Raw genomic sequence first — 24,510 nt, forward strand, 5'->3', positions numbered from 1 at the left:
CATTCCGACCGGGTGGGAAAAGCACGGTGCGCATCTTCATCGTCCACGCCCACCCCGAGCCCGACAGCTTCAATGGCGCCCTGACCCGCGCCGCGCAGGAGGCGTTGTCCATGGCGGGACACGAGGTCGTCGTCTCCGATCTCTACGCCATGGGCTTCAATCTGGTATCGGACCGCCGCAACTTCACGACCGTGCGCGATGCGAACTACTACCGCCAGCAGGCCGAGGAGGCGAATGCGGCTGCCCACGACGGGTTCGCTCCAGACATCCAGGCGGAGATGGACAAGCTTTTCTGGTGCGATGCGTTGATCCTGCAGTTTCCGCTCTGGTGGTTCGGGGTGCCGGCGATCCTCAAGGGCTGGGTCGACCGGGTGTTCGCGTCAGGTGGCCGCATTTATGGCGGCGGCAAATGGTATGACCGCGGCGTCTTCGCAGGAAAGCGCGCCATGTGCTCCGTCACGATCGGCGGACCGCCGCCGATCTATTCCAGCCGCGGCCTGAACGGCCCAATCGCCGAGATCCTGTTCCCAATCAACCACGGCATGCTCTACTTTGTCGGCTTCACGGTGATCGAGCCGTTTCTGGTGCACGCACCAGCGCGCATCGGCGACGATGAGCGCCAGACGTGCCTCGATCGCTACCGTGAACGCGTCCTCAGCCTCGCTCATGCTCCGACCATCGCGTATCCGAAGCTTGCGGAGTTCGATGATATGCATGTTTTGAAGTCGACGTGAAAAGGCTCTGTCCGGTTCACCAAGCGGTGCGCCGCACGCCGGCCGTGGCCGCGATTTCAATGGGATAGGCTGGTGCTGCGAGAGAGGATTGAACTCTCGACCTCTCCCTTACCAAGGGAGTGCTCTACCACTGAGCTACCGCAGCCTGCGATGGCGGCGCTTCTGCCATAACGAACCGGCAAGCGCAAGGCCAAGAAAACCTTAAAAACGACGCATGTCGTTGTCGCAAAACCGCCGCGCGGTTTCGGGCGGCATGCATCGAACGCCACAGCTGTGGAGCCCGCTTCCAGGCAGTCTTCCATGACATGGCGGCGCCACAATGATAACTATGCCTGAACCAGAGCCGGCTATACGCCGGCGGGGACGGACGATGAACGACAAGGCAAATCCACCGAAAAAGGGCGGCGGCGAGCGCAAGGACCGCCTCGCCGAAGCGTTGCGCGCCAACCTGCAGAAACGTAAGGCGCAGGCGCGCTCCCGGCGCGCCGGGGAGGCTGACAAGCAGCGCGCCTGCGACACTGACAAGCAGCGCGCCTGCGATCCCGATCAGTGGCCGGAGGGCCTGCCGTCTGCAGGAAAAATGCAGAAAAAGTAACTCAAATCAGCCACACTGGCCGGCCACACTTGGTCCACAGATGGGGAAATCCTATTTCTTGAACCGCGCCGGCCAATAGTCTAGAGCCGGACATACTCAACCGATTGAAACCGGCCCGTCCGGGCCGAGGGGACGTTCTTTCATGGATCGCATCAGAATTGTCGGCGGCAATGAGCTTGCCGGAAGCATTCCGATCTCGGGCGCCAAAAACGCGGCGCTGCCACTGATGATCGCCTCGCTGCTCACCGACGATACGCTGACCTTGGAGAACGTGCCGCATCTGGCCGATGTCGAGCAACTGATCCGCATCCTCGGCAATCACGGCGTCGACTATTCCGTCAACGGCCGGCGCGAGAGCCAGCAGAAAGGCTATTCGCGCACCATCAATTTTTCCGCCCGCAACATCGTCGACACCACCGCGCCTTACGAGCTGGTGTCGAAGATGCGGGCTTCCTTCTGGGTCATCGGGCCGCTGCTTGCCCGCATGGGCGAGGCCAAGGTGTCGCTGCCCGGCGGCTGCGCCATCGGCACGCGCCCGGTCGACCTGTTCCTCGAGGGCCTGCAGGCACTGGACGCAGAGCTCGACGTCGACAACGGCTACGTCATCGCCAAGACGAAGAACGGCCGTCTCCACGGCAATCGCTACGTGTTCCCGAAAGTGTCGGTCGGCGCCACGCATGTGCTGATGATGGCGGCCTCGCTCGCCAAGGGCGAGACGGTGCTCGAAAACGCCGCGCGCGAGCCGGAGATCGTCAACCTCGCCGAATGCCTGATCGCCATGGGCGCCAAGATCCATGGCGCCGGCACCTCCACCATCACCATCCAGGGCGTCGAGGCGCTGTCCGGCGCCCGCGTGCGCGTCATCCCCGACCGCATCGAGACCGGCACCTATGCCATGGCGGTGGCGATGACCGGCGGCGACGTGATGCTCGACGGCGCGCGGCCCGACCTGCTGCAGAGCGCCCTCGACGTCATCGCCGAGACGGGTGCCGAGATCACGCCGACCAATGAGGGCATCCGCGTCAAGCGCAACGGCGCCGGCATTGCGCCGGTCGATGTGACCACCGCGCCTTTCCCGGCGTTCCCGACCGACTTGCAGGCGCAGTTCATGGGCCTGATGACAATGGCCAAGGGCAAGTCCCGCATCACCGAGACGATCTTCGAGAACCGCTTCATGCATGTGCAGGAGCTTGCCCGCCTCGGCGCCCACATCACGCTTTCCGGCCAGACGGCGATCGTCGACGGCGTCGCCAAGCTGAAAGGCGCGCCAGTCATGGCGACCGACCTGCGCGCCTCGGTATCGCTGGTGATTGCCGGCCTCGCCGCCGAAGGCGAGACCGTCGTCAACCGCGTCTACCACCTCGACCGCGGCTTCGAGCGGCTGGAGGAGAAGCTCTCCGGCTGCGGCGCGGTGATCGAGCGGATTTCGGGCTGACGCTTCGCCGCATCCGTTTCGGGCGAGTTGCACCGGCGGAAAAGACCCACTAGAGCGTGATTGATCTCGATTTTGTCGAGTTCGACACGCTCTAGAATTTTGTTTGAGCATGATCTTTGCCGAACCGCAGGTCCGCGAAAAGCAAAAACCGGTTTCCTCTTTTCGGGATCATGTTCTAACAGAAGCTTGAACCGTCAACCTTCAGGTGTGCATACCGCATGGCCGCTCTCAAGCTCATCGCGCTCGACGACCAGGACCTGAGCATCGTCTCGGCCCATGTTCAGGACGCCGTGATGAAGGTCTCCGACCTCGAATACCTGCCGGCGGCCAAACGCTTCGTGCTGAGCATGAACCGCTTCGTCTGGGAGGCGAAGTCCGGCTTGTTCCGCCAGCACAACGAGCGGCGCCAAAGTGTTTTGCATTTCGACCGGGTGCTCGGCGCCAAGACCAGCGGCATCGCCCGTGACAAGCCGGCCGAGGTGCTTTCGCTGCTGGCGATCAGCTTCGTTGCGATCAGCAAGCCGGCCGGCATCATCGAACTGGTGTTTTCCGGAGGCGGCACGATCATGCTCGACGTCGAGTGCATCGAGGCCCGGCTCGCCGACATCGGCGGTGCCTGGGAAGCCACCTCACGCCCTGTTCACAGGACCTGAGCGCAGACAATGGCCATCACGCTTAGCCAAACCGACGCCGATTTCGAGCAGCGCTTTTCGGCATTCCTCACCACCAAGCGAGAGGTGTCGGCCGATGTCGAGGCGGTGGTGCGCGACATCGTCGCGCGGGTGCGCGCCGAGGGCGACAAGACCCTCATCGACTACACGCTGAAATTCGACAAGGCCGATCTCGGCAAGCTCGGCATCGCCGTGTCCAGGGACGACATCGCCAAGGCCTATGCCGCGGCCGACCCCGCCACGGTCGAAGCGCTTGAATTCGCGCGCGACCGCATCCGCTCGCATCACGAGCGGCAGAAGCCGAAGGACGACCGCTATACGGACGCGGCCGGCGTCGAGCTCGGCTCGCGCTGGACGGCGATCGAGGCCGTCGGCCTCTATGTGCCGGGCGGCACGGCGAGCTATCCGAGCTCGGTGCTGATGAATGCCGTGCCTGCGAAAGTCGCGGGCGTCGAGCGCATCGTGATCGTGGTGCCAGCCTCCGGCGGGGTCATCAATCCGCTGGTCCTGGTCGCGGCCGACCTTGCCGGCGTTTCGGAGATCTACCGCATCGGCGGGGCGCAGGCGGTCGCCGCGCTCGCCTACGGCACCGAGACGATCAAGCCGGTCGCCAAGATCGTCGGACCGGGCAACGCCTATGTCGCGGCCGCCAAGCGCCAGGTGTTCGGCACCGTCGGCATCGACATGATCGCCGGGCCGTCGGAAGTGCTGGTCGTGGCCGACGCCGAAAACGATCCGGACTGGATCGCCGCCGATCTGCTGGCGCAGGCCGAGCATGACGCGTCGGCGCAGTCGATCCTGATCACCGACAGCCCGGAGTTCGGCAAGGCGGTCGAGCACGCGGTCGAGCGCCAGTTGAAGACCCTGCCACGCGCCGAGACGGCCGCGGCGAGCTGGCGCGATTTCGGCGCGGTGATCCTGGTGCCGGAGATCGAAGCCTCGCTGCCGCTGGTCGACCGCATCGCGGCCGAGCATGTCGAGCTCGCCTTCGACGCGGCCGAGGACTTCCTCGCCAAGATGCGCAATGCCGGGGCCGTCTTCCTCGGGCGCCACACGCCGGAAGTGATCGGCGACTATGTCGGCGGCTCCAACCACGTGCTGCCGACGGCGCGCTCGGCGCGTTTCTCCTCGGGCCTGTCCGTGCTCGATTTCGTCAAGCGGACGTCGATCCTGAAGCTCGGCCCGGAGCAGCTCAAGGCGCTGGCACCGGCGGCGATCGCGCTCGCCAAGGCGGAAGGGCTCGACGCACACGCACGCTCCGTGGCGATCAGGCTGAACATGTAGCGATGTCCGGCCGCCACCAAAACCGCGACAGGCTGATCGACGTCGAGCTCGACGAATCGATCGGACGTTCGACGCCCGATGTCGAGCATGAGCGGGCGGTGGCGATCTTCGACCTGATCGAGGAAAACAGCTTCCGGCCGGTCAATGACGACGGCGCCGGCCCATACAGGCTTAAGCTGTCGCTGGCCGAGCAGCGCCTGGTGTTCGCCGTCAGCCGCGAGGACGGCGCCGACGTGGTCACGCACATCCTGTCGCTGACGCCGCTGAGGCGCATCGTCAAGGATTACTACCTGATCTGCGAAAGCTACTACGAGGCCATCCGCTCCTCGACGCCCAGCCATATCGAGGCGATCGACATGGGGCGGCGCGGGTTGCACAATGAAGGCTCACAGACGCTGATGGACCGGCTGGCCGGCAAGATCGAGATCGACTTCGACACGGCGCGGCGACTGTTCACGCTGGTCTGCGTGCTGCACTGGCGGGGCTAGATCAGGATGACGTTTCGTTGAGTCGCCATCCTGATCTAATTCTTTGTTGGAGCATGGTCTTCTCCGAAAACCGGTTCCCACTTTTTGCGTTCGCTGACCTCCGGTTCGGGACCATGCTCTTTAGTCGGAGCACGGTCTTCTCCGAAAACCGGTTCCCACTTTTCGGGACCATGCTCTAGTGCCGGCCGCACTGCCGCATTCGATCCTGTTTTTGTGCGGCATGAACGCCGTTCGCTCGCCGATGGCGGAACAGCTGGCGCGACGGTTCCTGCCGGCCACCACCTTCGTCGCTTCGGCCGGGGTGCGCAGCGGCGAGCGCGATCCCTTCGTCGACGCCGTGCTTGCCGAGGAGGGTCTGACGCTCGGCGAGCGGCAGCCGAGAACGCTGGACGAGCTGGAGGACGACTATTTCGACCTGATCGTGACGCTGGCGCCGGAAGCGCACCACGCCGCGCTCGAGCTCACCCGCTCGCTCGCCGTCGAGGTCGAATACTGGCCGATGCCCGACCCGACCGACACCGGGGGCACGCGCGAGCACATCATGGCGGCCTATCGCGACGTGCGCGAACGGCTGAAAGCGCGCATTGCCAAGCGTTTCGCGCCGCCGGAGTGAAAAATGCGCTGCCGATTAAGCATGTTCACAAGCGGGCGATTATCATATAGGTTCCGCCGCAAATTCCGGCCGGAGCCGGATGATTTCCGGTTCGGCTGGAAATCATCCGACTCCGGATCAAAGAAGTAGAGCATGATGTCGCCCGAAAACCGCTTGACACTTTTCGGCATCATGCTCTAGGCGCCGGAACCGCCATCCAAGCAAAGGTATCGAATGCCGAAGGAAGAAGTCCTCGAGTTTCCGGGCGTGGTCACGGAACTGCTGCCCAATGCGATGTTCCGGGTGAAGCTCGAAAACGAGCACGAGATCATCGCCCACACGGCCGGCCGCATGCGCAAGAACCGCATCCGCGTGCTGACCGGCGACAAGGTCCTGGTCGAGATGACGCCTTACGACCTGACCAAGGGCCGCATCACCTACCGTTTCAAGTAACAGTTCGGCGCGAACCCAGAGCCCGATGATCTCAGGTCTGTTCGACCTGAAATCATCCGGCTCCAAACCAGGGAGTGGAGCATGATGTCGTCCGAAAACCGCTTCACACTTTTCGGCATCATACTCCCATGAGCATCCTGCAGAAGCTGGTGCTTGCCTCGGGTTCGCCGCGCCGCATCGAGCTGTTGCAACAGGCCGGCATCGAGCCGGACCGCATTTTACCGGCCGACGTCGACGAGACGCCGCTGCGCGCCGAGCATCCGCGCTCGCTGGCCAAGCGCCTGTCCAAGGAAAAAGCCGAGAAGGCGCTCGCCTCGCTGAAAAGCGAGGACGACCATGCGCCGGCCTTCGTCCTCGCCGCCGATACGGTGGTGGCCGTCGGGCGCCGCATCCTGCCCAAGGCCGAGACCATCGACGACGCCGTGAACTGCCTCGGCCTGCTTTCCGGCCGCTCGCACCGCGTCTATTCCGGCATCTGCCTGATCACCCCGGGCGGCAAGCTCAGGCAGCGGCTGGTGGAAACCAGGGTCCGCTTCAAGCGGCTGCCGCGCGAGGAGATCGACGCCTATGTCGCCTCGGGCGAATGGCGCGGCAAGGCCGGCGGCTATGCCGTGCAGGGGCTTGCCGGTTCCTTCGTCGTCAAGCTGGTCGGCTCCTACACCAATGTGGTCGGCCTGCCGCTTTATGAGAGTGTGGCGCTGCTTTCCGGCGAGGGCTTCAAGGCGCACAAGAACTGGCACGTCGCGCGGCCATGAGCCCGGACGACAAGGTCACGCCGCTCCGCCCGAAGCGACCCTGCCCCGAATGCGGCAAGCCTTCCGCGCGCGAGCACTATCCGTTCTGCTCGGCGCGCTGCAAGGATATCGACCTCAATCGCTGGCTGAAAGGCGCCTATGTCATCCCCGGCCGCGACGACGAGGAGGAAGAAGACGACGGCCCGAAGCAAGGCCCTTCGCCCAAAGACGAGGCGTGAATGCGCGTGGCAATCGGCCATTTCCCGCGATTTTTCTTTATCAACACCTAAGCGCTGGACAGGCGAAATTCCCATGCTATAACCCACGCGCTTTCCAGGGGCGCCGCCCGGCGCCCTGGTGAAACCCGGCGGGCGATCCCGTTAGCCGGCACAGGCCCAGATAGCTCAGTTGGTAGAGCAGCGGACTGAAAATCCGCGTGTCGGTGGTTCGAATCCGCCTCTGGGCACCAACGCCTCTTGTCCCGCCCCTCCCTTTCGCCGAAGCTTCTACGCTGCAGTTTCTGCAAAGCCCTCTGCCAAGCCAAGCTGTGAATATCCTGACGCAGCTCAAGGAAATGTCCGGCGTTGGAACGTTGCTCTTTCCAAGTGTGCTGTCACCCTCCCGTCCGATTTCCGACAACACATTGAACACCGCCTTACGTCGTATGGGCTACAGCAAGGACGAAGCGACGGCCACGGGTTTCGAGCAACCGCATCTACTCTGCTAAAAGAATGCGGCAAGTGGCATCCGGATGCCATAGAGCGGCAACTGGCCCACATCGAGGACAACGACGTTCGTCGCGCCTATGCGCGCGCAGAGCACTGGGAAGAGCGCGTCAAGATGATGCAATGGTGGGCCGACTATCTAGATGAACTCGAAGGCAAAAACCCGCAGCTGATCTCAAATCGGGGTACGCGGCAAGCCTGCTACCCACAAGCCATCACGACGGTCTACTTTGAACCCATCAACGACGGTTCACCACAGGCCGAGACGAACTTCCTCAGCGATTGAGCACGATGTAAATAGATAAATAGATAGATATATCAGCTTCATTGCCGAGGTTTTCTATGAGCGAGCAAAATCGATGTTCCTGGCGGGAGCGCATGACGATCCTCGGCGATATCGAGGTGGCGTCCTTTCTTCCGTGGATCGAGCGTCATGCCGCCAAGCTCGGGCTCACGCATGCAATATGCCTTGCCGGTCCCGACCGCATTGAACTCGACATTGCCGGTCCGGCCGAACTCATCGACATGATGGAGATGGGGTGCTCTCTTGGACCAATCGATGTCTGGGTCGAGACTATCCGCCGGGCGCCGGTCGAGAGCGAATCGGGCTAGGTTTCTGGGCCAGCGGCCCTCTGCCTGCCGAGGCGGCATGCACCTTTTTTAGGCATTGTTGCCAGTGAGGAAATGTTGTGCAAACGTAACCCGGCATATTGGCATATCCTTGACCGCGAAGCTCGCTCGGGAAGATGCTGGTGCCGTTTTGAAAGTTGATGCATGCCGCCTTATTCCACCGGCTCATGGATGCCTGTTGCCCTCTCCGCGGACTTGCCGGCGGGAACCGTAATGCCGGCGCAATCCCCGGCCGGACCGGTTGCCCTTTGGCGAACCCGCTCCGGCCGTGCGGCGGCCTTCGCCGACAGATGCCCCCATCGCGGCATGCGCCTTTCCCACGGCTTCGTACGCGGTGAGACCCTGGCCTGCATCTATCACGGCTGGAGCTACGCCAAGGCGGGAAACTGCCAGCGCATTCCGGCCCATCCGGCATTGACGCCGCCGGACACGATTCGTGTCGCGACGCAGCACGTCGAGGATGGCGGCGGCATCATATGGATTTCGGTTGGCGAACCCGCCGCCGGGCCGCCGCGGTTCGAGGGTCTTGCGCCGCTCCGCTCCATGGTGGTGGAAGCGGGCATCGTGGCGCTGGAGGCGGCCGCGGGCACGAAGGCCGCTGGAGGCCTGCTCGACTACACCCACGATGAACAGGCCGTCTGGCTGCTGCTTGCTCCCGATGGGCAGGCGCGCACACTGATGCATGTTTTGGTGGACGAGGACAGCAATCCGGACGAGCGTATCGCCGCGTCGAGGGCCGCCGAGGCGCTGCGGCGGGCGGCCGAGGATATTGCACGCGCCGGGATCGCCCGATGACCCGCAACACGATGATCGACGGATGGTACCCTGTCAGCCTTGCTAGCCAGCTCGATGCGCATGGGCGCAGGACGGCCCTGATGGGCGAGCCGATCATGGTGAGGCGCGGCGAAGACGGAAACGCGAAGGTCACGGGCGGTAACGGACGTGACCTGCCGGCCTGCATCCGCTACGGCCATGTCTGGTCATCGCTCGGTGATCCACAAAAGCCGCTGTTTGCGATCCCCGAGGCCGATCAGCCGGGCCGCCGGCTCGTCGATGTCGGGGTGGTGCGCGTGCGCTGCTCGCCATTGCGTGCGGTGGAGAACTTCCTGGACATCGCGCATTTTCCTTTCGTGCATACCGACATACTGGGGGCCGAGCCGCATACGGAGGTGCAGAACTACAAGGTCGAGATCCGAGAGGACGAAGACGAGGTTTGGGCCACTCAGGTGAAGTTCTACCAGCCGCAGGCCGCAAAGTCGGCGGAAGGTGGCATCACCACGGAATACATGTACCGCGTGCCCGCGCCGACCTGCTCGGTGCTCTACAAGACCTGCCCGCCTCGCCCAGCGGAATGGGACGTCATCACACTTTTCGTGCAACCACTTGCCGAAGACCTGTGCGACGTCTGGCCATGGATGGCGCTGTTCGATGACGAAACACCGATGACCGACCTGATCCATTTCCAGCAGACGATCTTCGTTCAGGACCGGTCGATCCTCGAAAACCAGATTCCGAGGCTGCTGCCGCTCGATCCCGGCATGGAGATTCCCACGCGCGCCGACCTTACCTCGGTTGCCTACCGGCGCTGGCTGAAACGCCACGGCTACACCTACGGCGCGCAACTGGTGGCGCAATGAAGCTCTACGACTACGTGCTGTCGCCGAGCTGCTACAAGGTGCGCCTCATGGCTGCGTTGATCGGGGTGACGCTCGACATCCGCCCTGTCGACTTCCATCCCGGTTGCGAGCATCGCGGTCCTGAGCTCATGGCGCTCAATCCGGCGGGGTCGATCCCGATCCTTAAGGATGGCGACCTCGTGCTGACCGAATCCTCGGCCATGCTGGTCTATGTAGCCGCGAAGGCGGCACCCCAATGGCTGGGCAATGATACGGCCGGGCAGGCGGCGCGCGTCCAGCAATGGCTGTCCTTCTCGCACCGGCTGACCTCGAGCCTTGGGGCGGCGCGCTTGCACGAGATGCTGCTGCGTCCGGGCAATATCGCCGCCCTTCAGGAGCAGGGAATAGCGGCCCTGCGGGAGCTGGAAGCCGGCCTCGTCGAACAGCATATCCGCAGCCAGCGCTTCCTCGCGTCGGATCGACCGACGATCGCCGACATTGCCTGCTTTCCCTATGTTGCGCTGGCGCCGGACGGCGGCGTTTCGCTCGACCCCTATCCCGCGATCCGGCTCTGGTTACGGGCGGTCCGCAGTCTCCATGGCTTCATCGAGATGCCGGGCATCCACCGGCTGCACGAACTGACACCCGCGCCGGTCCTCGAAGTCGGCGAGGCCTGACGTGGCGGGCTATTTGCTGAAGGGCTGCGCGGCGGTCATCGTGGACGAGGGCAACGGTCCGGACATCCGACGCAATGTCGATGTCTTGACCGACGGCCCGGCAATACGGGCCATCGGCGCGGGCCTCGACAAGGCAGAGCTGCCCGTTGGAACAGTCACGCAGGACGCCGCTGGCTGGTTCGTCTATCCCGGCCTCGTCAACACCCATCACCACTTCTTTCAATGCTTCGTGCGCAACCGCGCCGATCTGGACTGGACGAAGCTGTCGGTCATCGAATGGCTCGACCGCATCTATCCCATTTTCTCGCGGCTGACTGAGGAATGCTTCTACCACGCATCGGTCACGGCGATGGCCGAGCTGATAAAGCACGGCTGCACGACGGCATTCGACCATCAGTATTGCTTTCCGCGACAGGCGGGCAAGCGGCTGATCGACCGGCAGTTCCAAGCAGCCGAACTGCTCGGCATGCGCTTCCATGCCGGACGCGGCGGCAACACGCTGCCCAAATCGGAAGGCTCGACCATCCCCGACGCCATGCTGGAAACGACCGACGAATTCATCGCCGACTGCGCCCGGCTGATCGACGCCTACCATGATGCCGGTCCCTTCGGCATGCGGCAGGTCGTCGTCGCGCCTTGCCAGCCAGTCAACTGCTATCGCGACACCTTCGTGGAATCGGTGGCGCTGGCGCGCGACCGCGGGGTGCGCATGCATACGCATGTCGGCGAGGGCGAAAGCCCGGTAATCGAGGCCCTTCACGGCATGCGCACGGTGGACTATTGCGCGGACATCGGCTTCTGCGGGCCGGATACCTTCTATGCCCATTGCTGGGAACTGACTCACGACGAGCTGCGCAAGATGGCCGCGAGTGGCACCGGCGTCGCCCACTGCCCGGAACCGGTCTATCTCGTCGGCGCCGAAATCACCGATATTCCGGCGATGTCGGCCTTCGGACTCAGTGTGGGTCTGGGCTGCGACGGCGCCGCCTCAAACGACAATTCCAACCTGATGCACTGCATCCATTCCGCCTACATGCTGCAGTGCCTGTCGGCGTCGACGCGCGACCATCCGGTGCCGCCGCCGGCCGATTTTCTCGGCTATGCGACGACCGGAGGCGCGGCATTGCTCGGGCGCGGCGACATCGGCAGGCTGGCGCCCGGCATGGCCGCCGACCTTTTCGCCATCGACACGCGGCGCATGGACTATGTCGGCACGCGGCACGATCCGCTGAGCCTGCTGGCCAAGGTGGGCATAGGCGCGCCGACGGACATGACCATGATCAACGGCCGCATCGTCTGGGCCAAAGGCGAATTCCCGGGGCTCGACGAGGCCAGGCTGTTCGCGCAAGCCGAGGCGGCGCTTGCGACGGTGGAATTTTAGAAACCAAAACAAGGGGAACCGACATGCTGACAAATCTTACCCGCAGAACACTGATGAAAGGCGCGGCCGCCTCTGGGCTCGTCGCGGCGGTGGGCGGCCGCGCGCTTGCCGCCGACGAACCTCTGGGCATCGTGCTCGTGGTCCCGTCGCCGGTCGGCGATGTCGGCTGGGGCCGTGCGCTCGCCGACGGACTTGAGCCTGTGAAGGCTGCCTACGGCGACAAGGTGAAGGTAACCGTCATCGAGAACATACAGGAAGGACCCGATGCCGACCGGATCATGAACAAGGCGGTCGCCGACGGGAACAAGTTCCTGGTCGCCGGCTCCTTCGGCTATCAGAACGGCGCCCTGCAGATCGCGCGCCGCAATCCCGACGTAACCGTGCTGCACGCTTCCGGTTTCCAGGTGGCGCCGAACTTCTCGCCCTTCGCGGCTCAATATTCCCAGGGTACCTACCTTATGGGCATGGCGGCAGCCGCGCTTTCGAAGACTGGCAAGCTCGGCTCGGTCTCTGCCTTCGCCATTCCCGAGCTGATCACCTCCATCAACGCATTCACGCTGGGAGCGCAGGCGGTGAAGCCCGATGTCGAGGTTTCGGTCGTATGGGTGAACTCCTGGTTCGATCCGGCCAAGGAGCAGGAGGCCGCCAAGGCGCTGCTAGCGCAGAAATGCGACGTGATCTTCTCCAACGCGCAGGACACACCCTCCGTCGTCTCGGCGTGCGAAGAGGCCGGCGTCCCCGCCTTCAACCTCAACTCGTCGATGAAGAAATACGCGCCCAAAAACTACCTCGGCTGCGTGGCGACCGACTGGTCGCCCTTCTTCAAGGCCTCGGTCGACGCCCACATCGGCGGCACCTTCAAGGGCGCAAACGCTTTCCTGGGTGTCGGCGACAAGGTGGTCGAGGTCGTTGACTGGAACCCGGGAATCCCGGCCGACATGATGGCCAGGATCAAGGACGTTGAAGCCAAGATCGCCGACGGCAGCTTCTCGCCCTTTACCGGTCCGATCGTCAAGGCCGACGGCAGCGAGGGCGTGCCCGCCGGCAAGACGATGACCGGGGCCGAGATCGTTGCCATGGACTGGCACGTCAAGGGTGTCACCACGCCGCTGCCCAAGTGACCGTGACCGTCCCGCTCCTGTCGCTGCGCGGCATCTCGAAGAGCTACGGCCAGATCCATGCCAATCGAGACATCGATCTGGATGTGGCTCCACGCTCGATCCATGCGATCCTCGGGGAAAACGGAGCGGGCAAGTCGACGCTGATGAAGCTGATCTACGGCGTCGAGCAGCCGGACGCCGGAATGGCGACCTGGAAAGGAGACCCCCTGGCCCTCGCTTCCCCCGCGGATGCGAGGCGCAAGGGGATCGGCATGGTCTTCCAGCATTTCTCCTTGTTCGAAACACTGACGGTGGTGGAGAACATCCGCCTGGTCGTGCCCAAGGGCAAATCGGATCTCGCGGAATGCATCCGTGCGCTCGGCCGCGACTTCGGACTCGAGGTCGATCCGCTTGCCCATGTGCACGCGCTCTCGGTGGGAGAACGGCAACGGGTGGAGATCATTCGCTGCCTGATGACCGAACCCCAGCTCCTGATCCTCGACGAACCGACCTCCGTCCTGCCGCCGCAATCGGTGAACAAGCTATTCGAGACTTTGCGGCGGCTGCGCGACAGCGGCGTTTCGATCCTGTTCATCTCGCACAAGCTGGAGGAGATCCGGGCGGTTTGCGACCGAGCGACCATCCTGCGCGGCGGTCGCGTCACCGGCCATGTGGACCCGCGCGACCATGACGCGCACGACCTCGCCCGCATGATGATCGGCCGCGACATGCCGCAGCCCATGCCGGCCCTGGCGCATTCCGGCGGCGAAAAGCGCCTTGAAGTCGTGGGCCTGGACCACCAGCCTGACGATCCCTTCGCCGTGCCGCTTTGCGACGTCAACCTGACGGTGCGTGCCGGCGAGATCCTCGGCATAGCGGGCATATCCGGCAACGGGCAGAGCGAACTCGCGGCGCTGATCTCGGGCGAAACGGTGCTGCCGCGCGAAAAGTCCAATTGCATCTACATGATGGGAAAGGATGTCGGCGCGCTCGATACGGCCGCCCGCCGCCGGCTGGGCTTCGCTTTCGTTCCGGAGGAACGGCTCGGCCGCGGCGCGGTGCCGGAAATGTCGCTCGTCCTCAACAGCCTTCTGACCGCCCATCCGTTCGGCCTGGTGAAACGCGGCCTTGTCGACACAGCTCGGGCGAAGGCTTTCACCGAGACCTGCATCCGGCAATACGACGTGCGCACGCCCGGTTCCGAAGCGGAGGCCAACGCGCTTTCAGGGGGCAATCTGCAAAAGTTCATCGTCGGCCGCGAGATCATGCTGTCGCCGAAATTGCTGTTCGTGGCGCAACCCACCTGGGGCGTGGACATCGGCGCAGCCTCCGCCATCCGCCGGCGCCTTGTCGCCCTGCGCAACGAAGGCATGGGCATCCTCGTCATCTCGGAGGAGCTGGAGGAACTGTTCGAACTCTGCGATTCGATCCAGGTGATCCATCAGGGCTGGCTGAGCCCGCCGCTGGTGACGCGCGACACCAAACCCGAGGAGATTGGCCGCTACATGATCGGCGCGCATTCAACGGCCAGGAAGGTTCCGGCATGAGCGCTCTTTCCAGGCCGTTCCTTCCGGTTTTGGTTCGCCGGGAGCATGCCTCGCTTGCCGTGAAGCTGGTCGCCCCGCCCGTGGCGCTCGGCGTGGCGACACTCCTCAATCTCGGGCTCTACCTCCTGATGGGCCGCGATCCGGTCTCTATTTTCCACGCGATGCTTCTGGAGCCTTTCCTGTCCTGGGCCTCGTTCTCGGAAGTTCTGCTGAAGACGGGGCCGCTCCTGCTGATCGCGCAGGGGCTTGCTATCGGCTTTCGCGCAAAAGTCTTCAACATCGGCGCCGAGGGTCAGTTCATCCTCGGCGCGATCTTCGCATCCGCCATTCCCATCTGGTTCCCGCAGGCAACGGGTCAGTGGATCTGGCCATCCATGCTGGTCATCGGCGCGCTGGGCGGCGCGCTGTGGGCGTCGCTAACGGCCTTCTGGCGCGTGAAGCTCAACGCAAACGAGATTCTCGTGTCGCTCATGCTGGCGCTCGTTGCCGCGCAATTGCTCAACTATCTGCTTCTCGGCCCCTGGAAGGATCCGAATGGCTTCAACTTCCCGCAATCGGTGATGTTCCAGTTTGACGCGATGGTGCCGATCCTGATCCCCGGCACCCGCGTCAACGTCTCGCTGCTTGTCGCCTGCGCCTTCTCCCTCGCGGCCTGGGTGTTCATGCAGAGGAGTTTCGCGGGTTACAAGCTGCAGGTCGGCGGCCTCGCGCCGCGCGCCGCCGGATACGCTGGCTTCAACGAAGGTCGCGCGATCTGGCTTTCGCTCCTCGTCGGTGGCTTCGCGGCAGGCCTCGCCGGAGCGGCCGAGGTGGCCGGGCCGCTCGGACAGCTGCAGCGCTCCATCTCGACCGGCTACGGCTATGCCGCCATCATCGTCGCCTATCTCGGAGGCCTTCACCCGGTCGGCATCGTCTTTTCCGCGTTGCTCATGGCGGCCCTCTATATCGGTGGCGATAATGCCATGGTCTCGGCAAATCTGCCGGTCGCTGCGGTCAGGGTCTTCCAGGGCAGCCTGCTGCTTGCCTATCTTGTCGCCATCGCCTTCGTCCGCTATCGGCTCGAATGGCGCCATGCCGCCCACGGAAGCACGCCATGAACGCCGTGGAGTTCATCCTCGCCGGGATGTTGGCGGCGGCTACGCCGTTCCTTCTGGCGGCGCTCGGCGAACTGGTGGCCGAGCGCGCCGGGGTCCTCAATCTCGGTGTGGAGGGCCTGATGGCCCTCGGCGCAGTCATCGCCTTCATCATCGTCTATCAAGGCGGCGGGCATCTCCTGGGTTTCCTCGCCGCTGGTCTCGCCAGCGCCGCTCTTTCCCTTGTCTTTGCCGTCGCGGCGCTGGGATTCCGGGCGAACCAAGTTGCGACAGGCCTCGCCATAGGCATCCTCGGCCAGGGCCTGTCGGCGCTGTTCGGCAAGAGCTTTGAGAGCCTCACGGTCAAGGGGCTTCCGAAACTCTCATTGCCCTGGCTTTCAGATATCCCGGTCATCGGTGGCTTGTTCACCCAAGACATTGTCGTGTGGCTTTCGCTTGCTGCGACCGTCGCCATTTGGGCGATGTTCGCCTACACCAAGACCGGCCTCGTCATCCGCGCCGTCGGCGAGAATCCCAAGGCGGCCCGTGCGCTCGGCTATCCGGTAATCGCCGTGCGCTTCGCCGCGGTCGCTTTCGGCGGCGCGTTCGCGGGTTTCGCCGGTGCCTACGCGGCCGTGGTCTACACTCCGCTCTGGGCCGATGGCATGATCGCCGGGCGCGGCTGGATAGCGATCGCGCTCGTCGTCTTCGGCACTTGGCTTACCAGCCGTATCTTCCTTGGTGCTTGCCTCTTCGGCGCCGTGTCCCTCGCAAGCCTCGCGGCCCAGACAACTGGGCTCGACGTTTCCTCGCAACTTCTATCGAGCCTACCTTATCTCGTGACAATCGTCGTGCTGGGCATCATTTCTTCGAACCGGCGTCTGCTCAAGCTCAACGGCGTGGCTTCGCTGGGAGAGCCTTTCGAACAATAGTGTCGCTCGCCGCCCGGGCGCGAGCAAAGGCCAGCGGATTGACGCGATAGAGCGAATGGTCGTCGGCGCTCTTGATCAGCGTCTCGAATTTCGAGATGACGCGTGGGCTCCAGGCTCGCGCTTGCTCGACCTTGGTCATCTTGCTTTCGAGAAGGCGATCGTTGACTACCGTCACGCCGGTTCCTCAAACCTGCCTCGCGACAGGCTACTAAAAACCAGCGCGATGCGAATGGACTGACTTCCCATGTTGTACGACAGTCTTGACAGAGCAGTGCTGCCATCCGATGCCGTTATCCGTTTTCGAGGTTCCGAAGCTGGATGATCCAAGATTATGCTCCCATAAGCGTTGTGGTACCGATGGCCAATGCAAACCATCGGCGCAACGCTTGCCGGCATCCGCCGGCAGATCTACCTGGCACTGGATATAGTCGTAGTGGACGACGGGATCGAGGGACGGATCGGGTTCGACGGCCTATGCCAGGCGCAGGAGACTGTTTGAACGCAGCGTCCCTGAAAGCCGTTTCTTTGGCAGGAAATCGCCGGCTATGTTTCGGTACTCTTGTTCTACCTTCGAAGCAGGCGCGGGTAAGACGGCGTGGCGCATAGTCCCTTGGTTTCAATCGTGGTTCCTGCGCACAACGCCGAGGCAACGCTGGCGCGCGCACTCGATAGCCTGCTCGATCAGGAAATGGTGGATTGGGAGGCGATCATCATCGACGACGCCTCCACTGACCGCACGCCCGCGATCATCGCGGGTTATGTGGAGCACGATGCACGATTTCGGACATTGGGGTCTTGCGGGCATAGCGCCGCCGCCGGGCGCAATTGCGGGATTTCCACAGCGCGCGGTCGCTGGCTCATGTTTCTGGATGCGGACGATTGGGTGGATGCCAGCTTTCTTGCGAAAATGCTGGCTGCGCTGAAAACCGCTCCCGATGCAGTGGCCGCCTATTGCGGCTCTCGGCGCATGATGCCCGATGGCGAACTCACCCCGTCGAGCATCGCAACGGAAGTTGCGATCCAGCCCTTCGAAACATTCGCCCGCCGCTGTGCCGTCGGCACGCACGCGCTGCTGGTCGACCGGGAGACGATTGTCGAGTTGGGCGGTTTCGACGCGTCGCTGCGCACTTGCGAGGACTGGGACCTGTGGCAGCGCCTCGCGCGTCTCGGCAAACGTTGGCTGATGGTCGACGAGCCGCTCGCTTTCCATCGGACCGGCCCCAACTCACTCACCCGCAATTCCACGCAGATGCTGGTAGATGCGGAAATCGTGATCGCCCGCGGCTTTTCTCCTGATCCCAGGGTCAAGCACCCAGCATCGGCTCACGCCAATGGAGCGATCGAGGCGAACGGCACCGCTGCCGAAGCGCTCGCGTGGTTCGCGTTGTGGAACTCTGCGTCGGATTGTGGCCGCGGCTTGCGCTCGATCAACCCGCAGTTCCTGCGCGCGCTCCCGGCAGGACGTAAGTGGGCGCGTGAGATCGCCAGGGTGGTCTTCGATGGCCTTATGGTGGGAAGCCTGTCGGTGCCGACGCAACTGGCTGCCAGGTGGGACAGGTTCGCCGGCCCTCTCACCGAGTTGATTGCCGACCTCGGCAAGGTCTGGGACGATCCCGTAGCGTGCCGCCGCGTCCAGTATCACCTTGATCAAATGCTTCTCGACTGCGACGACCTTGCCGCGCCGCGCAGACTGGCGCGGATACTCGGAATTCGCGTCGACGCTCGAAATCCGACTCCGATCGAATTGCCAGAAGGAATCGATCAGATCTATGCCTATCTAACGATCGATGGCCGGATCGAGGCTCGCGTCCAGTTCGGCGCGCTCGGGAAGGTGACAAGGCGTCATTGGATCGAATTGATCCTGGATCTCGTGCCCCCTGAGCGGCTTGCAACGCAAGAGGGCGCCGCCTCGGAGATGTTTGCAGCCGAGGCATCGGCGTCCATGGCGGGACACCGGTCTGATCCGGACAGCCACTTCGGCGAGCTTGCGCGATTGGCAGCGGAAGCGCAGAGGCTTGTTCGCTCGAGCGCCGAACCGGCAGAGCCTCTTGCCGCGCCGCGCCGCAAACCGGCCGCTGACGACCGTGACGATGATCGCACGTCGTTTTGGGATCGCCATTTCGCGACCGAGGATCCATGGAAATACGGTTCGCCCTATGAGCAGGAAAAATATGAGCGCCAGCTCCAAATTCTGCCCGCCGGTCCCATCGGACGGGCGCTTGAGCTGGCCTGCGCGGAGGGCCACTTCACGCGGCAGCTGGCGCCGTGCGTCGGCCATTTGACCGCGACTGACATCTCCGCCGTCGCCATCGAGCGGGCGCGCGCGCGATGCAGCAATCTGCCGAATGTCGAGTTCGGCGTGCTGGATCTCGCTGCGGACACGCTGCCGGGTGAGATGAATCTGATCGTCTGTTCGGAAGTGCTCTACTACCTGGACGATCTCGCCGAGTTGCGGCGCGTCGCCAAGAAACTCGTTGAGGCGCTGGCGCCTGGCGGCAGTCTCATCAGCGCACACGCATTCGTGCTCCGAGACAATGTTGAAAGGACAGGCTTCGACTGGAACACATTCGGTGCACAGGCGATCTTAGAGACGTTGGCAGCGACCGAAGGCCTCGTCCTCGAGCAATCGATCCAGACCGAGCTCTATCGCATAGACCGCTTCCGGCGCCTGTCACCAGACGACGTTGCGACGGAACCGATGATTGATCATGTGCCAATCCGTGCGCCCATCGGTATTGGAGTCGCGCGAAATATCGTCTGGGGCGGAGCGCGGGCGTTGCGCCGCGACGTCGCACGTAGCGAGCGGCGGCAGCGTATCCCTGTCCTCATGTATCACGGCGTCTCCGAGGATGGTCCGGCCGCCCTCGCCCGTTTTCGGCTCACGCCCGCCGCGTTCGGCAGCCAGATGTCGTGGCTGCGCGCCAATGGCTTTCACGCGATTATGTCCGAGCAGCTGGAATCAGCCGTCGCCAATCGTCGCCCTTTCGTTGGCCGCCCAGTGCTCATCACATTCGATGACGGTTTCCAGAACTTTGCCGACCATGCCTGGCCGATCTTGCGCGCGAACGACCTGACCGCGGAGGTGTTCCTCGTGACGGACTTGGTGGGTGAAAGTGCACGGTGGGACGCCGACAGCGGTTCGCCGACGCCGCTTATGGACGCCGGGACGGTGCGACGCCTCGCCGGCGAAGGTGCGTTCTTCGGAAGCCATCTGGCGACGCATCGCGCGATCGATGGTCTATCGAGCTCTGACTTGGCCGCCGAGCTCCTGCGCTCTCGTATGTTCATCGAACGGTGGACCGGTCGACCAACCGCGGCCTTCGCTGCACCCTTCTCTGTCACCGACCGACGGCTTGGCCGACTGGCCAAGGAGTGCGGCTATCGGATCGGCTTCGGCGGCAGACATGGGCCGGCGGACCTCGATTGCGATCCCATCGACCTTCCGCGCATCGAGGTTCGCGGGGATCGCTCGCTCGATGACTTTGTTGCCCGTATCGAGGCCATGCTCGAAGAGCGGTAAATCTCTCAGCAGGGTGCGTGCTGCCACGAGCGTGCGGGCCTCGCCGAGGCCAATGTCTAGATTTGTGACAAATTGGTTCCGCTTTTCGTTCAGTGTCCCGCCCGTCACCTCGTCGCAGGTCTATGGCGCGACTTGCGACACCGCCGACATCAGCTCCTGTGCGCTAGGCGCCGCGAACATGTATCGCCCGCCCTCTGGAACCTCCGTGAAGCTCCAGCGGACGATGCCCTGCCGGTCTAGTAGGAACTGACCGATCAGTTGTCCGTGTCCCGTCGCCATCATCTGCTCGTCGGCTTCAGTCACCTCGTAATGGTCCCTCTTGTCGAGGAATTCGCTGGCCGCAAAAGGATCCATTGGACCGGGCAACTCGCCTGGTATGTCGACCCGCAAATCCTTTGCCGCTGCCATCGAAACCTTGTACGGCCAGTTCGTCTCGTTTTCGGTGAATTCGAGATTGGGCAGTCCAAAAGCGCGATGCGAAGCGCGTTCAGGGTCGGAGGCCGCAAGCAGATTGGGCATCGGATGGTAGCGGAAATAGAGACGCGCCCGCTCGATCGGCGTGTTGACCACCGTCAGGCTCCCCACGCCCTTTTCGCGCAGCTCCGGATCGAGCCGCGCCTGGGCGGCGATATGGCGCCGGCAAAACGCACAATGCAGACCTCGAAACAGGCCGACCAGCACGGGCTTTTGTCCGCGAAAGTCGTCAAGCGCGATCTTGCCTTCCTGGGTTATGGCGTCGAGTACCACGTTTGGCGCACGGTCGCCCGGTTGAAGCGGTACCAAGTCACTATGCGCGGACATTTCCAACCTCCCACCCGGTTAGTCGAGAAAAGGCAGCACCACAAGTCCTTCCGGGTCGAGCCCGTGCTGGGCGCATACACCCTGCGCCAAGGAAAAATAGCGCTCGGCCTCGGCCAGATTGTCGAGGTCGAGATTGAGCGTTGCGAGACCATCATAGCACGGAAACAGCAGTTGGGGTTCGCCCGTTTCGCGGGCTACGTCCAGTGCTTCGTGGAACAACCCAACCGCCAGTTCCGGACGGCCGTTGCACTGGTGGATCTGCCCAAGCACGATCAACGGCACCGGCAGATGCTCGCGCTGGTCGAGCGCGCGGTCGATCTCGATGGCCTTCTCGGCGGCAGGCACGCCCTCCGTCGGGCAGCGATCTGTGAACGTACAACAAGCGACCGCCAGATTGGCGAGGAGGCGCGCCTGGAACCCCAAATCACCAATACGGCGCGCCACTTCAAGACCGCGCCGACAGACCTCCATCGCCTTTGCCGGATCGATGGTCGTGTAAAGCACGCCGAGATTGGTGTAGCCGCGACAGGCCGTGCCCGGTAGGCCGGCGGCTTCGGCCAGTTCAATGCTACGTTCAATCTGACGCACGGCTTCCTGGCTTCGCCCAAGGCGAGCCAGCGCAACAGCCTTGGTATTGAGCGCCTCGGCGGTCACAAGGGTGGCATCACGCCCTACCTCGGAGGAATGCTCCGCTGTTAGAGAGCGTACGCAGTCCAGCGCCGCGTCTGCCCATTTTGCCGCGAGTGCGTGATCTCCGCCACGGAACGCCTGTCGGCCACGTTCTTGCCAGAGATGCGCTTGCTCGACCGGGGCATCCGCTCCGTCGAGAAGCGCTGCCGCTTCGGCGTAGCGCGATTCCGCGTTGTCCCGCTTGCCGACATCCCAGAACAGCCGACCGATCTTGCGCAAAACGCGCGCCGAAGCGACGCGATTGGCCGACTCGCGGTATGCATGCAACACCGTCTCGTAGTGCTGATGCGCGATCTCGCGGCGGCCTGCCGGGCCGCTCAAATCGGCAATGCGCTCCGCAATTGCCAGTTTGATCGGTGTTTGCCCGGTCGCGCCCAAAGCCGTCAGTGCTCGCTCGTAGAAACGAAGGGCGTCGTCGTTGGCATATATCATGCGAGCGCGATCGCCTGCCGCCTGCAGGTAATGCGCGCCCCTCTCCCGCTCGGCGCTTAGTGCGAAATGATGACCGAGCACGGTCAAATCCTCGAGCCGTTCGGGCTTGTCGCCGCACTGTTGCTCCAAGGCGGCACCGACGCGCCCATGGATGTCGGTCCTGCGTTGCAGAAGCAGATTCTGGTAGATCACGTCCTGCAGCAGCGTTTGCGTAAAGCGGTAGCTTTGCGACGAGACCGAGCCTGATCCGGCAACTTCCTCGATGATTTCCGCATCGCAAAGCAGTTCGCAGCCGGCTTCCAGGCGGCCGGGGTCGGTCGTCACGGCTTTCAGAAGTGTGGCATCGAAGCGCGGGCCGATTACCGCGGCTTCCTGGGCCAGCCGGCGCACCTCCTGGGGAAGCCGGTCGATGCGAGCAAGCAACATCGCCTGGATGGTGGCGGGAATGCCGGCTGCGACTTCGCCTGCCACCGTCCGCCATTGCTGGCCCTCGCGCATCAATACGCCGCGATCGATAAAGCCGCGAACGATCTCCTCTATGAAAAGCGGGTTGCCGCCCGCGCGCTCGAGGATCTGGTCGAGAAGCCCTCCTGCCGAGTTTACCCAGCTCTCGCCGAAAAGCGCCGCCAGCAGGCTGCGTCCGTCATCCCTGTTGAGCGGCGAAAGCCTGAGCGCTGTGTGACTGACACGGCTTGAATCGAGCTGGTCGTTGTGCGGCGCCGGACGATGCGTGACCAGCAACATCACCCGCGTGCGTTCCAGCCTGTCCATGACGAAACGAAGCGCCTCGAGCGACACGGCGTCGGCCCAGTGCAGATCTTCGACGACGATCAACAGCGGCGACAACGCAAGCCGCCGTTCGATGATCGTGCGGACTGCGTAGAGAATTTGCCGCCGCAACTGCTCGGGCTCGACATGCTGCAAGGTGGCGTCGGGGTCGCCAAGGCCCAGCACATGGTAGAGCAAAGGCATCAGCCGCTTCACCTCCTCGCCCTGCAGGCCGAGATCGGTAAGCAAGTCTGCGAGCTTGCTCCGCATTTCCTCCCCACTGTCGTTTTGCATCATCCCGGCAGCGCTGCGCACCACTGCACCCAAAGCGCCGAATGATTGTTCGCCAAGCGGCGAGCACGTGGCCTGTCGCACGGCGACGTTGCGAAAACGATCCTCGTCGCCGACGCGGGCGACGAACTCCTTCACCAGCCGCGATTTCCCGATACCGGCCTCTCCAACGAGGCGGACAAGTTGGGCCGAGCCGCCACACGCCTGATCAAGACTGGCCAGCATTCTGTCGAGCTCCGCACCGCGGCCTATCATCGGCGCGCTGAGGCCGAGCGCCTCGAGCCCACGCGCTGCACGCGGCGCCGCAAGCGGTCCATCCAGTCGGTGAACGAGCACGCTGCCAGCCTTGCCGCGAAGCACGACATCACCCAGCGACTCGTAAGCAAAGGCATGCCGGGTCAGCCTGTGAGTGAGCTCGCCAACCAGCACCTCACCCGGTGCGGCCAGCGATTGCAGGCGTTGCGCCGTATTCACCGTATCGCCGGTTACCGAATAGGATTTGGCGGTGCCGATGCCCAATCCCCCCGTGACGACCGGACCAGTGTTTATGCCGATGTGAAGCAACAGAGGCGAGCCGGAGTGGAAGGTGCCTTCGCCGAGCCGTGCCGTCCGGGCCATCATGTCGAGAGCGGCGCGAAGCGCACGTTCCGGATCGTCCTCATGCGCGACCGGCGCGCCGAACAAGGCAAGCAGTGCATCGCCGATGAACTTGTCGACGAAACCGCCAAAGTTTCGCACTGCCGCCGTCAATTCCTTGAACAGTTCGTTCTGCAGCGTTTGCATGACCTCGGGATCGAGCTGCTCGCTGAGTGTGGTGAAGCCGCAAAGGTCGGCGAATAGGACCGTCACCGTCCGGCGATCAGCGTCAGAGACGGGATGCCGCCCATCGCCTTCGATGTTCGGAAGCAGCGACGGAGTTCGAGAAGGCGACACAATGGTCCGGCTTGGTGTCGGAGCAGGCCGTTCGACGGCTTTTGCCGGCGCACCGACGCTGGCCCCACATTTCGGACAGAACTCGAAATCAGGTTGGCAGGGGTAGCCGCAATTGCCGCACGGCACGGGCTGGCGCTTGCCACACTTCGGACAGAAGGCGTAGCCGCTCTCAACCTGGAAACCGCAGCCCGAGCAGTCCATCGAACAAGACCTCACTTGCGGCCGTGACGGCGTGATGTCGCTACGCGCTTCACGGTCAGGATATTCCCAAGGATGAACCGATAGCCGTCGACCGGCAAGCGGCAGCACATATGGCATCGAACAATCGACGCGGGTCCGGTGGCAGAGCGCGCTCGATAGCCTGCTCGATCAGGAAATGGTGGATTGGGAGGCGTCGACGACGCCTCC

The 24,510-nt window shown here is 63.6% G+C and carries 23 protein-coding genes, 2 tRNA genes and 2 pseudogenes; 23 read left to right on the plus strand and 4 right to left on the minus strand.

Annotation, left to right across the window (positions count from 1 at the left end):
* Nucleotides 1-26 precede the first annotated feature (26 nt).
* Nucleotides 27-734, plus strand: coding sequence for an NAD(P)H-dependent oxidoreductase (locus QAZ22_RS31130; protein ID WP_278204730.1), 708 nt, complete (start codon nt 27-29; stop codon nt 732-734).
* Nucleotides 735-804: 70 nt separating this feature from the next.
* Here the strand turns inward: QAZ22_RS31130 and QAZ22_RS31135 are convergent.
* Nucleotides 805-879, minus strand: a tRNA-Thr gene (locus tag QAZ22_RS31135).
* Between the two features lie 225 nt (nt 880-1,104).
* Between QAZ22_RS31135 and QAZ22_RS31140 the strand changes: the two genes are divergently transcribed.
* The 20 genes and pseudogenes from QAZ22_RS31140 to QAZ22_RS31235 all read left to right on the plus strand — a co-directional run bounded on the left by QAZ22_RS31140 (nt 1,105) and on the right by QAZ22_RS31235 (nt 16,667).
* Nucleotides 1,105-1,329: a hypothetical protein gene (locus QAZ22_RS31140; RefSeq protein WP_278204731.1), complete on the plus strand. Its 225-nt coding sequence runs from the start codon at nt 1,105-1,107 to the stop codon at nt 1,327-1,329.
* Nucleotides 1,330-1,471: 142 nt separating this feature from the next.
* Entirely contained in the window at nt 1,472-2,764 is a 1,293-nt protein-coding gene (murA, locus tag QAZ22_RS31145) for a UDP-N-acetylglucosamine 1-carboxyvinyltransferase (RefSeq protein WP_278075426.1), read from the plus strand.
* 218 nt (nt 2,765-2,982) lie between these two features.
* On the plus strand, nt 2,983-3,417 hold the full coding sequence (locus tag QAZ22_RS31150; protein ID WP_278204732.1) for a DUF2948 family protein: 435 nt from the start codon (nt 2,983-2,985) through the stop codon (nt 3,415-3,417).
* A 9-nt stretch (nt 3,418-3,426) separates the two neighbouring features.
* The gene (gene hisD, locus QAZ22_RS31155; RefSeq protein WP_278204733.1) at nt 3,427-4,719 is read left to right on the plus strand and encodes a histidinol dehydrogenase; all 1,293 of its coding nucleotides are present in this window, start codon (nt 3,427-3,429) and stop codon (nt 4,717-4,719) included.
* Nucleotides 4,720-4,721: 2 nt separating this feature from the next.
* Nucleotides 4,722-5,207, plus strand: a complete 486-nt coding sequence (locus QAZ22_RS31160; RefSeq protein WP_278075429.1) for a UPF0262 family protein — start codon at nt 4,722-4,724, stop codon at nt 5,205-5,207.
* A 220-nt stretch (nt 5,208-5,427) separates the two neighbouring features.
* Complete coding sequence (locus QAZ22_RS31165; protein WP_278207999.1) at nt 5,428-5,820, plus strand: low molecular weight phosphatase family protein; 393 nt, start codon at nt 5,428-5,430, stop codon at nt 5,818-5,820.
* 213 nt (nt 5,821-6,033) lie between these two features.
* Entirely contained in the window at nt 6,034-6,252 is a 219-nt protein-coding gene (infA, locus tag QAZ22_RS31170; RefSeq protein ID WP_006200926.1) for a translation initiation factor IF-1, read from the plus strand.
* Nucleotides 6,253-6,380: 128 nt separating this feature from the next.
* Complete coding sequence (locus QAZ22_RS31175) at nt 6,381-7,007, plus strand: Maf-like protein (RefSeq protein WP_278204737.1); 627 nt, start codon at nt 6,381-6,383, stop codon at nt 7,005-7,007.
* Complete coding sequence (gene yacG, locus QAZ22_RS31180) at nt 7,004-7,225, plus strand: DNA gyrase inhibitor YacG (RefSeq protein WP_278204738.1); 222 nt, start codon at nt 7,004-7,006, stop codon at nt 7,223-7,225. Before QAZ22_RS31175 ends, yacG begins: the two co-directional genes overlap by 4 nt.
* 154 nt (nt 7,226-7,379) lie before the next feature.
* A tRNA-Phe gene (locus QAZ22_RS31185) sits at nt 7,380-7,455 on the plus strand.
* A gap of 54 nt (nt 7,456-7,509) precedes the next feature.
* Nucleotides 7,510-8,016: pseudogene (locus tag QAZ22_RS31190) on the plus strand (site-specific integrase); the annotation flags it as partial.
* A gap of 73 nt (nt 8,017-8,089) precedes the next feature.
* Nucleotides 8,090-8,323 (plus strand): acylphosphatase, encoded by a 234-nt coding sequence (locus QAZ22_RS31195; RefSeq protein WP_278204739.1) that lies wholly within the window; start codon nt 8,090-8,092, stop codon nt 8,321-8,323.
* 162 nt (nt 8,324-8,485) lie between these two features.
* Nucleotides 8,486-9,136, plus strand: coding sequence for a Rieske 2Fe-2S domain-containing protein (locus QAZ22_RS31200; protein WP_278204740.1), 651 nt, complete (start codon nt 8,486-8,488; stop codon nt 9,134-9,136).
* Nucleotides 9,133-9,978: an aromatic ring-hydroxylating dioxygenase subunit alpha gene (locus QAZ22_RS31205; RefSeq protein ID WP_278204741.1), complete on the plus strand. Its 846-nt coding sequence runs from the start codon at nt 9,133-9,135 to the stop codon at nt 9,976-9,978. The genes QAZ22_RS31200 and QAZ22_RS31205 overlap by 4 nt, the downstream gene beginning before the upstream one ends.
* The gene (locus QAZ22_RS31210) at nt 9,975-10,634 is read left to right on the plus strand and encodes a glutathione S-transferase family protein (protein ID WP_278204742.1); all 660 of its coding nucleotides are present in this window, start codon (nt 9,975-9,977) and stop codon (nt 10,632-10,634) included. The genes QAZ22_RS31205 and QAZ22_RS31210 overlap by 4 nt, the downstream gene beginning before the upstream one ends.
* A 1-nt stretch (nt 10,635) precedes the next feature.
* The gene (locus tag QAZ22_RS31215) at nt 10,636-12,015 is read left to right on the plus strand and encodes an amidohydrolase (RefSeq protein ID WP_278204743.1); all 1,380 of its coding nucleotides are present in this window, start codon (nt 10,636-10,638) and stop codon (nt 12,013-12,015) included.
* Between the two features lie 26 nt (nt 12,016-12,041).
* A complete protein-coding gene (locus QAZ22_RS31220; protein ID WP_278208000.1) occupies nt 12,042-13,136 on the plus strand; it encodes a BMP family ABC transporter substrate-binding protein in 1,095 nt (364 codons plus the stop codon).
* A 2-nt stretch (nt 13,137-13,138) separates the two neighbouring features.
* The gene (locus QAZ22_RS31225) at nt 13,139-14,662 is read left to right on the plus strand and encodes an ABC transporter ATP-binding protein (RefSeq protein ID WP_278208001.1); all 1,524 of its coding nucleotides are present in this window, start codon (nt 13,139-13,141) and stop codon (nt 14,660-14,662) included.
* Nucleotides 14,659-15,759 carry an ABC transporter permease gene (locus QAZ22_RS31230; RefSeq protein WP_278204744.1) on the plus strand — a complete coding sequence of 367 codons (1,101 nt, stop codon included), beginning with the start codon at nt 14,659-14,661 and terminating at the stop codon, nt 15,757-15,759. The genes QAZ22_RS31225 and QAZ22_RS31230 overlap by 4 nt, the downstream gene beginning before the upstream one ends.
* Nucleotides 15,756-16,667 carry an ABC transporter permease gene (locus QAZ22_RS31235; RefSeq protein WP_278204745.1) on the plus strand — a complete coding sequence of 304 codons (912 nt, stop codon included), beginning with the start codon at nt 15,756-15,758 and terminating at the stop codon, nt 16,665-16,667. Before QAZ22_RS31230 ends, QAZ22_RS31235 begins: the two co-directional genes overlap by 4 nt.
* Nucleotide 16,668: 1 nt before the next feature.
* On the opposite strand, the pseudogene QAZ22_RS31240 reads toward QAZ22_RS31235, so the two are convergent.
* Nucleotides 16,669-16,842 (minus strand): annotated as a pseudogene (locus QAZ22_RS31240) (adenylate/guanylate cyclase domain-containing protein); the annotation flags it as partial.
* 189 nt (nt 16,843-17,031) lie between these two features.
* On the opposite strand from QAZ22_RS31240, the gene QAZ22_RS31245 reads away from it, so the two are divergent.
* Nucleotides 17,032-17,166, plus strand: a complete 135-nt coding sequence (locus QAZ22_RS31245) for a hypothetical protein (RefSeq protein ID WP_278204746.1) — start codon at nt 17,032-17,034, stop codon at nt 17,164-17,166.
* A 111-nt stretch (nt 17,167-17,277) separates the two neighbouring features.
* The gene (locus QAZ22_RS31250) at nt 17,278-20,187 is read left to right on the plus strand and encodes a trifunctional glycosyltransferase/class I SAM-dependent methyltransferase/polysaccharide deacetylase (protein WP_278204747.1); all 2,910 of its coding nucleotides are present in this window, start codon (nt 17,278-17,280) and stop codon (nt 20,185-20,187) included.
* Between the two features lie 120 nt (nt 20,188-20,307).
* Here QAZ22_RS31250 and QAZ22_RS31255 read toward each other — a convergent pair whose 3' ends face one another.
* Nucleotides 20,308-20,988, minus strand: coding sequence for a redoxin domain-containing protein (locus QAZ22_RS31255; protein ID WP_278204748.1), 681 nt, complete (start codon nt 20,986-20,988; stop codon nt 20,308-20,310).
* Nucleotides 20,989-21,006: 18 nt separating this feature from the next.
* On the minus strand, nt 21,007-24,303 hold the full coding sequence (locus QAZ22_RS31260) for an adenylate/guanylate cyclase domain-containing protein (RefSeq protein ID WP_278208002.1): 3,297 nt from the start codon (nt 24,301-24,303) through the stop codon (nt 21,007-21,009).
* Nucleotides 24,304-24,510: the final 207 nt, after the last annotated feature.

It is taken from the genome of Mesorhizobium sp. WSM4906, assembly GCF_029674625.1.
Taxonomy (GTDB): domain Bacteria; phylum Pseudomonadota; class Alphaproteobacteria; order Rhizobiales; family Rhizobiaceae; genus Mesorhizobium.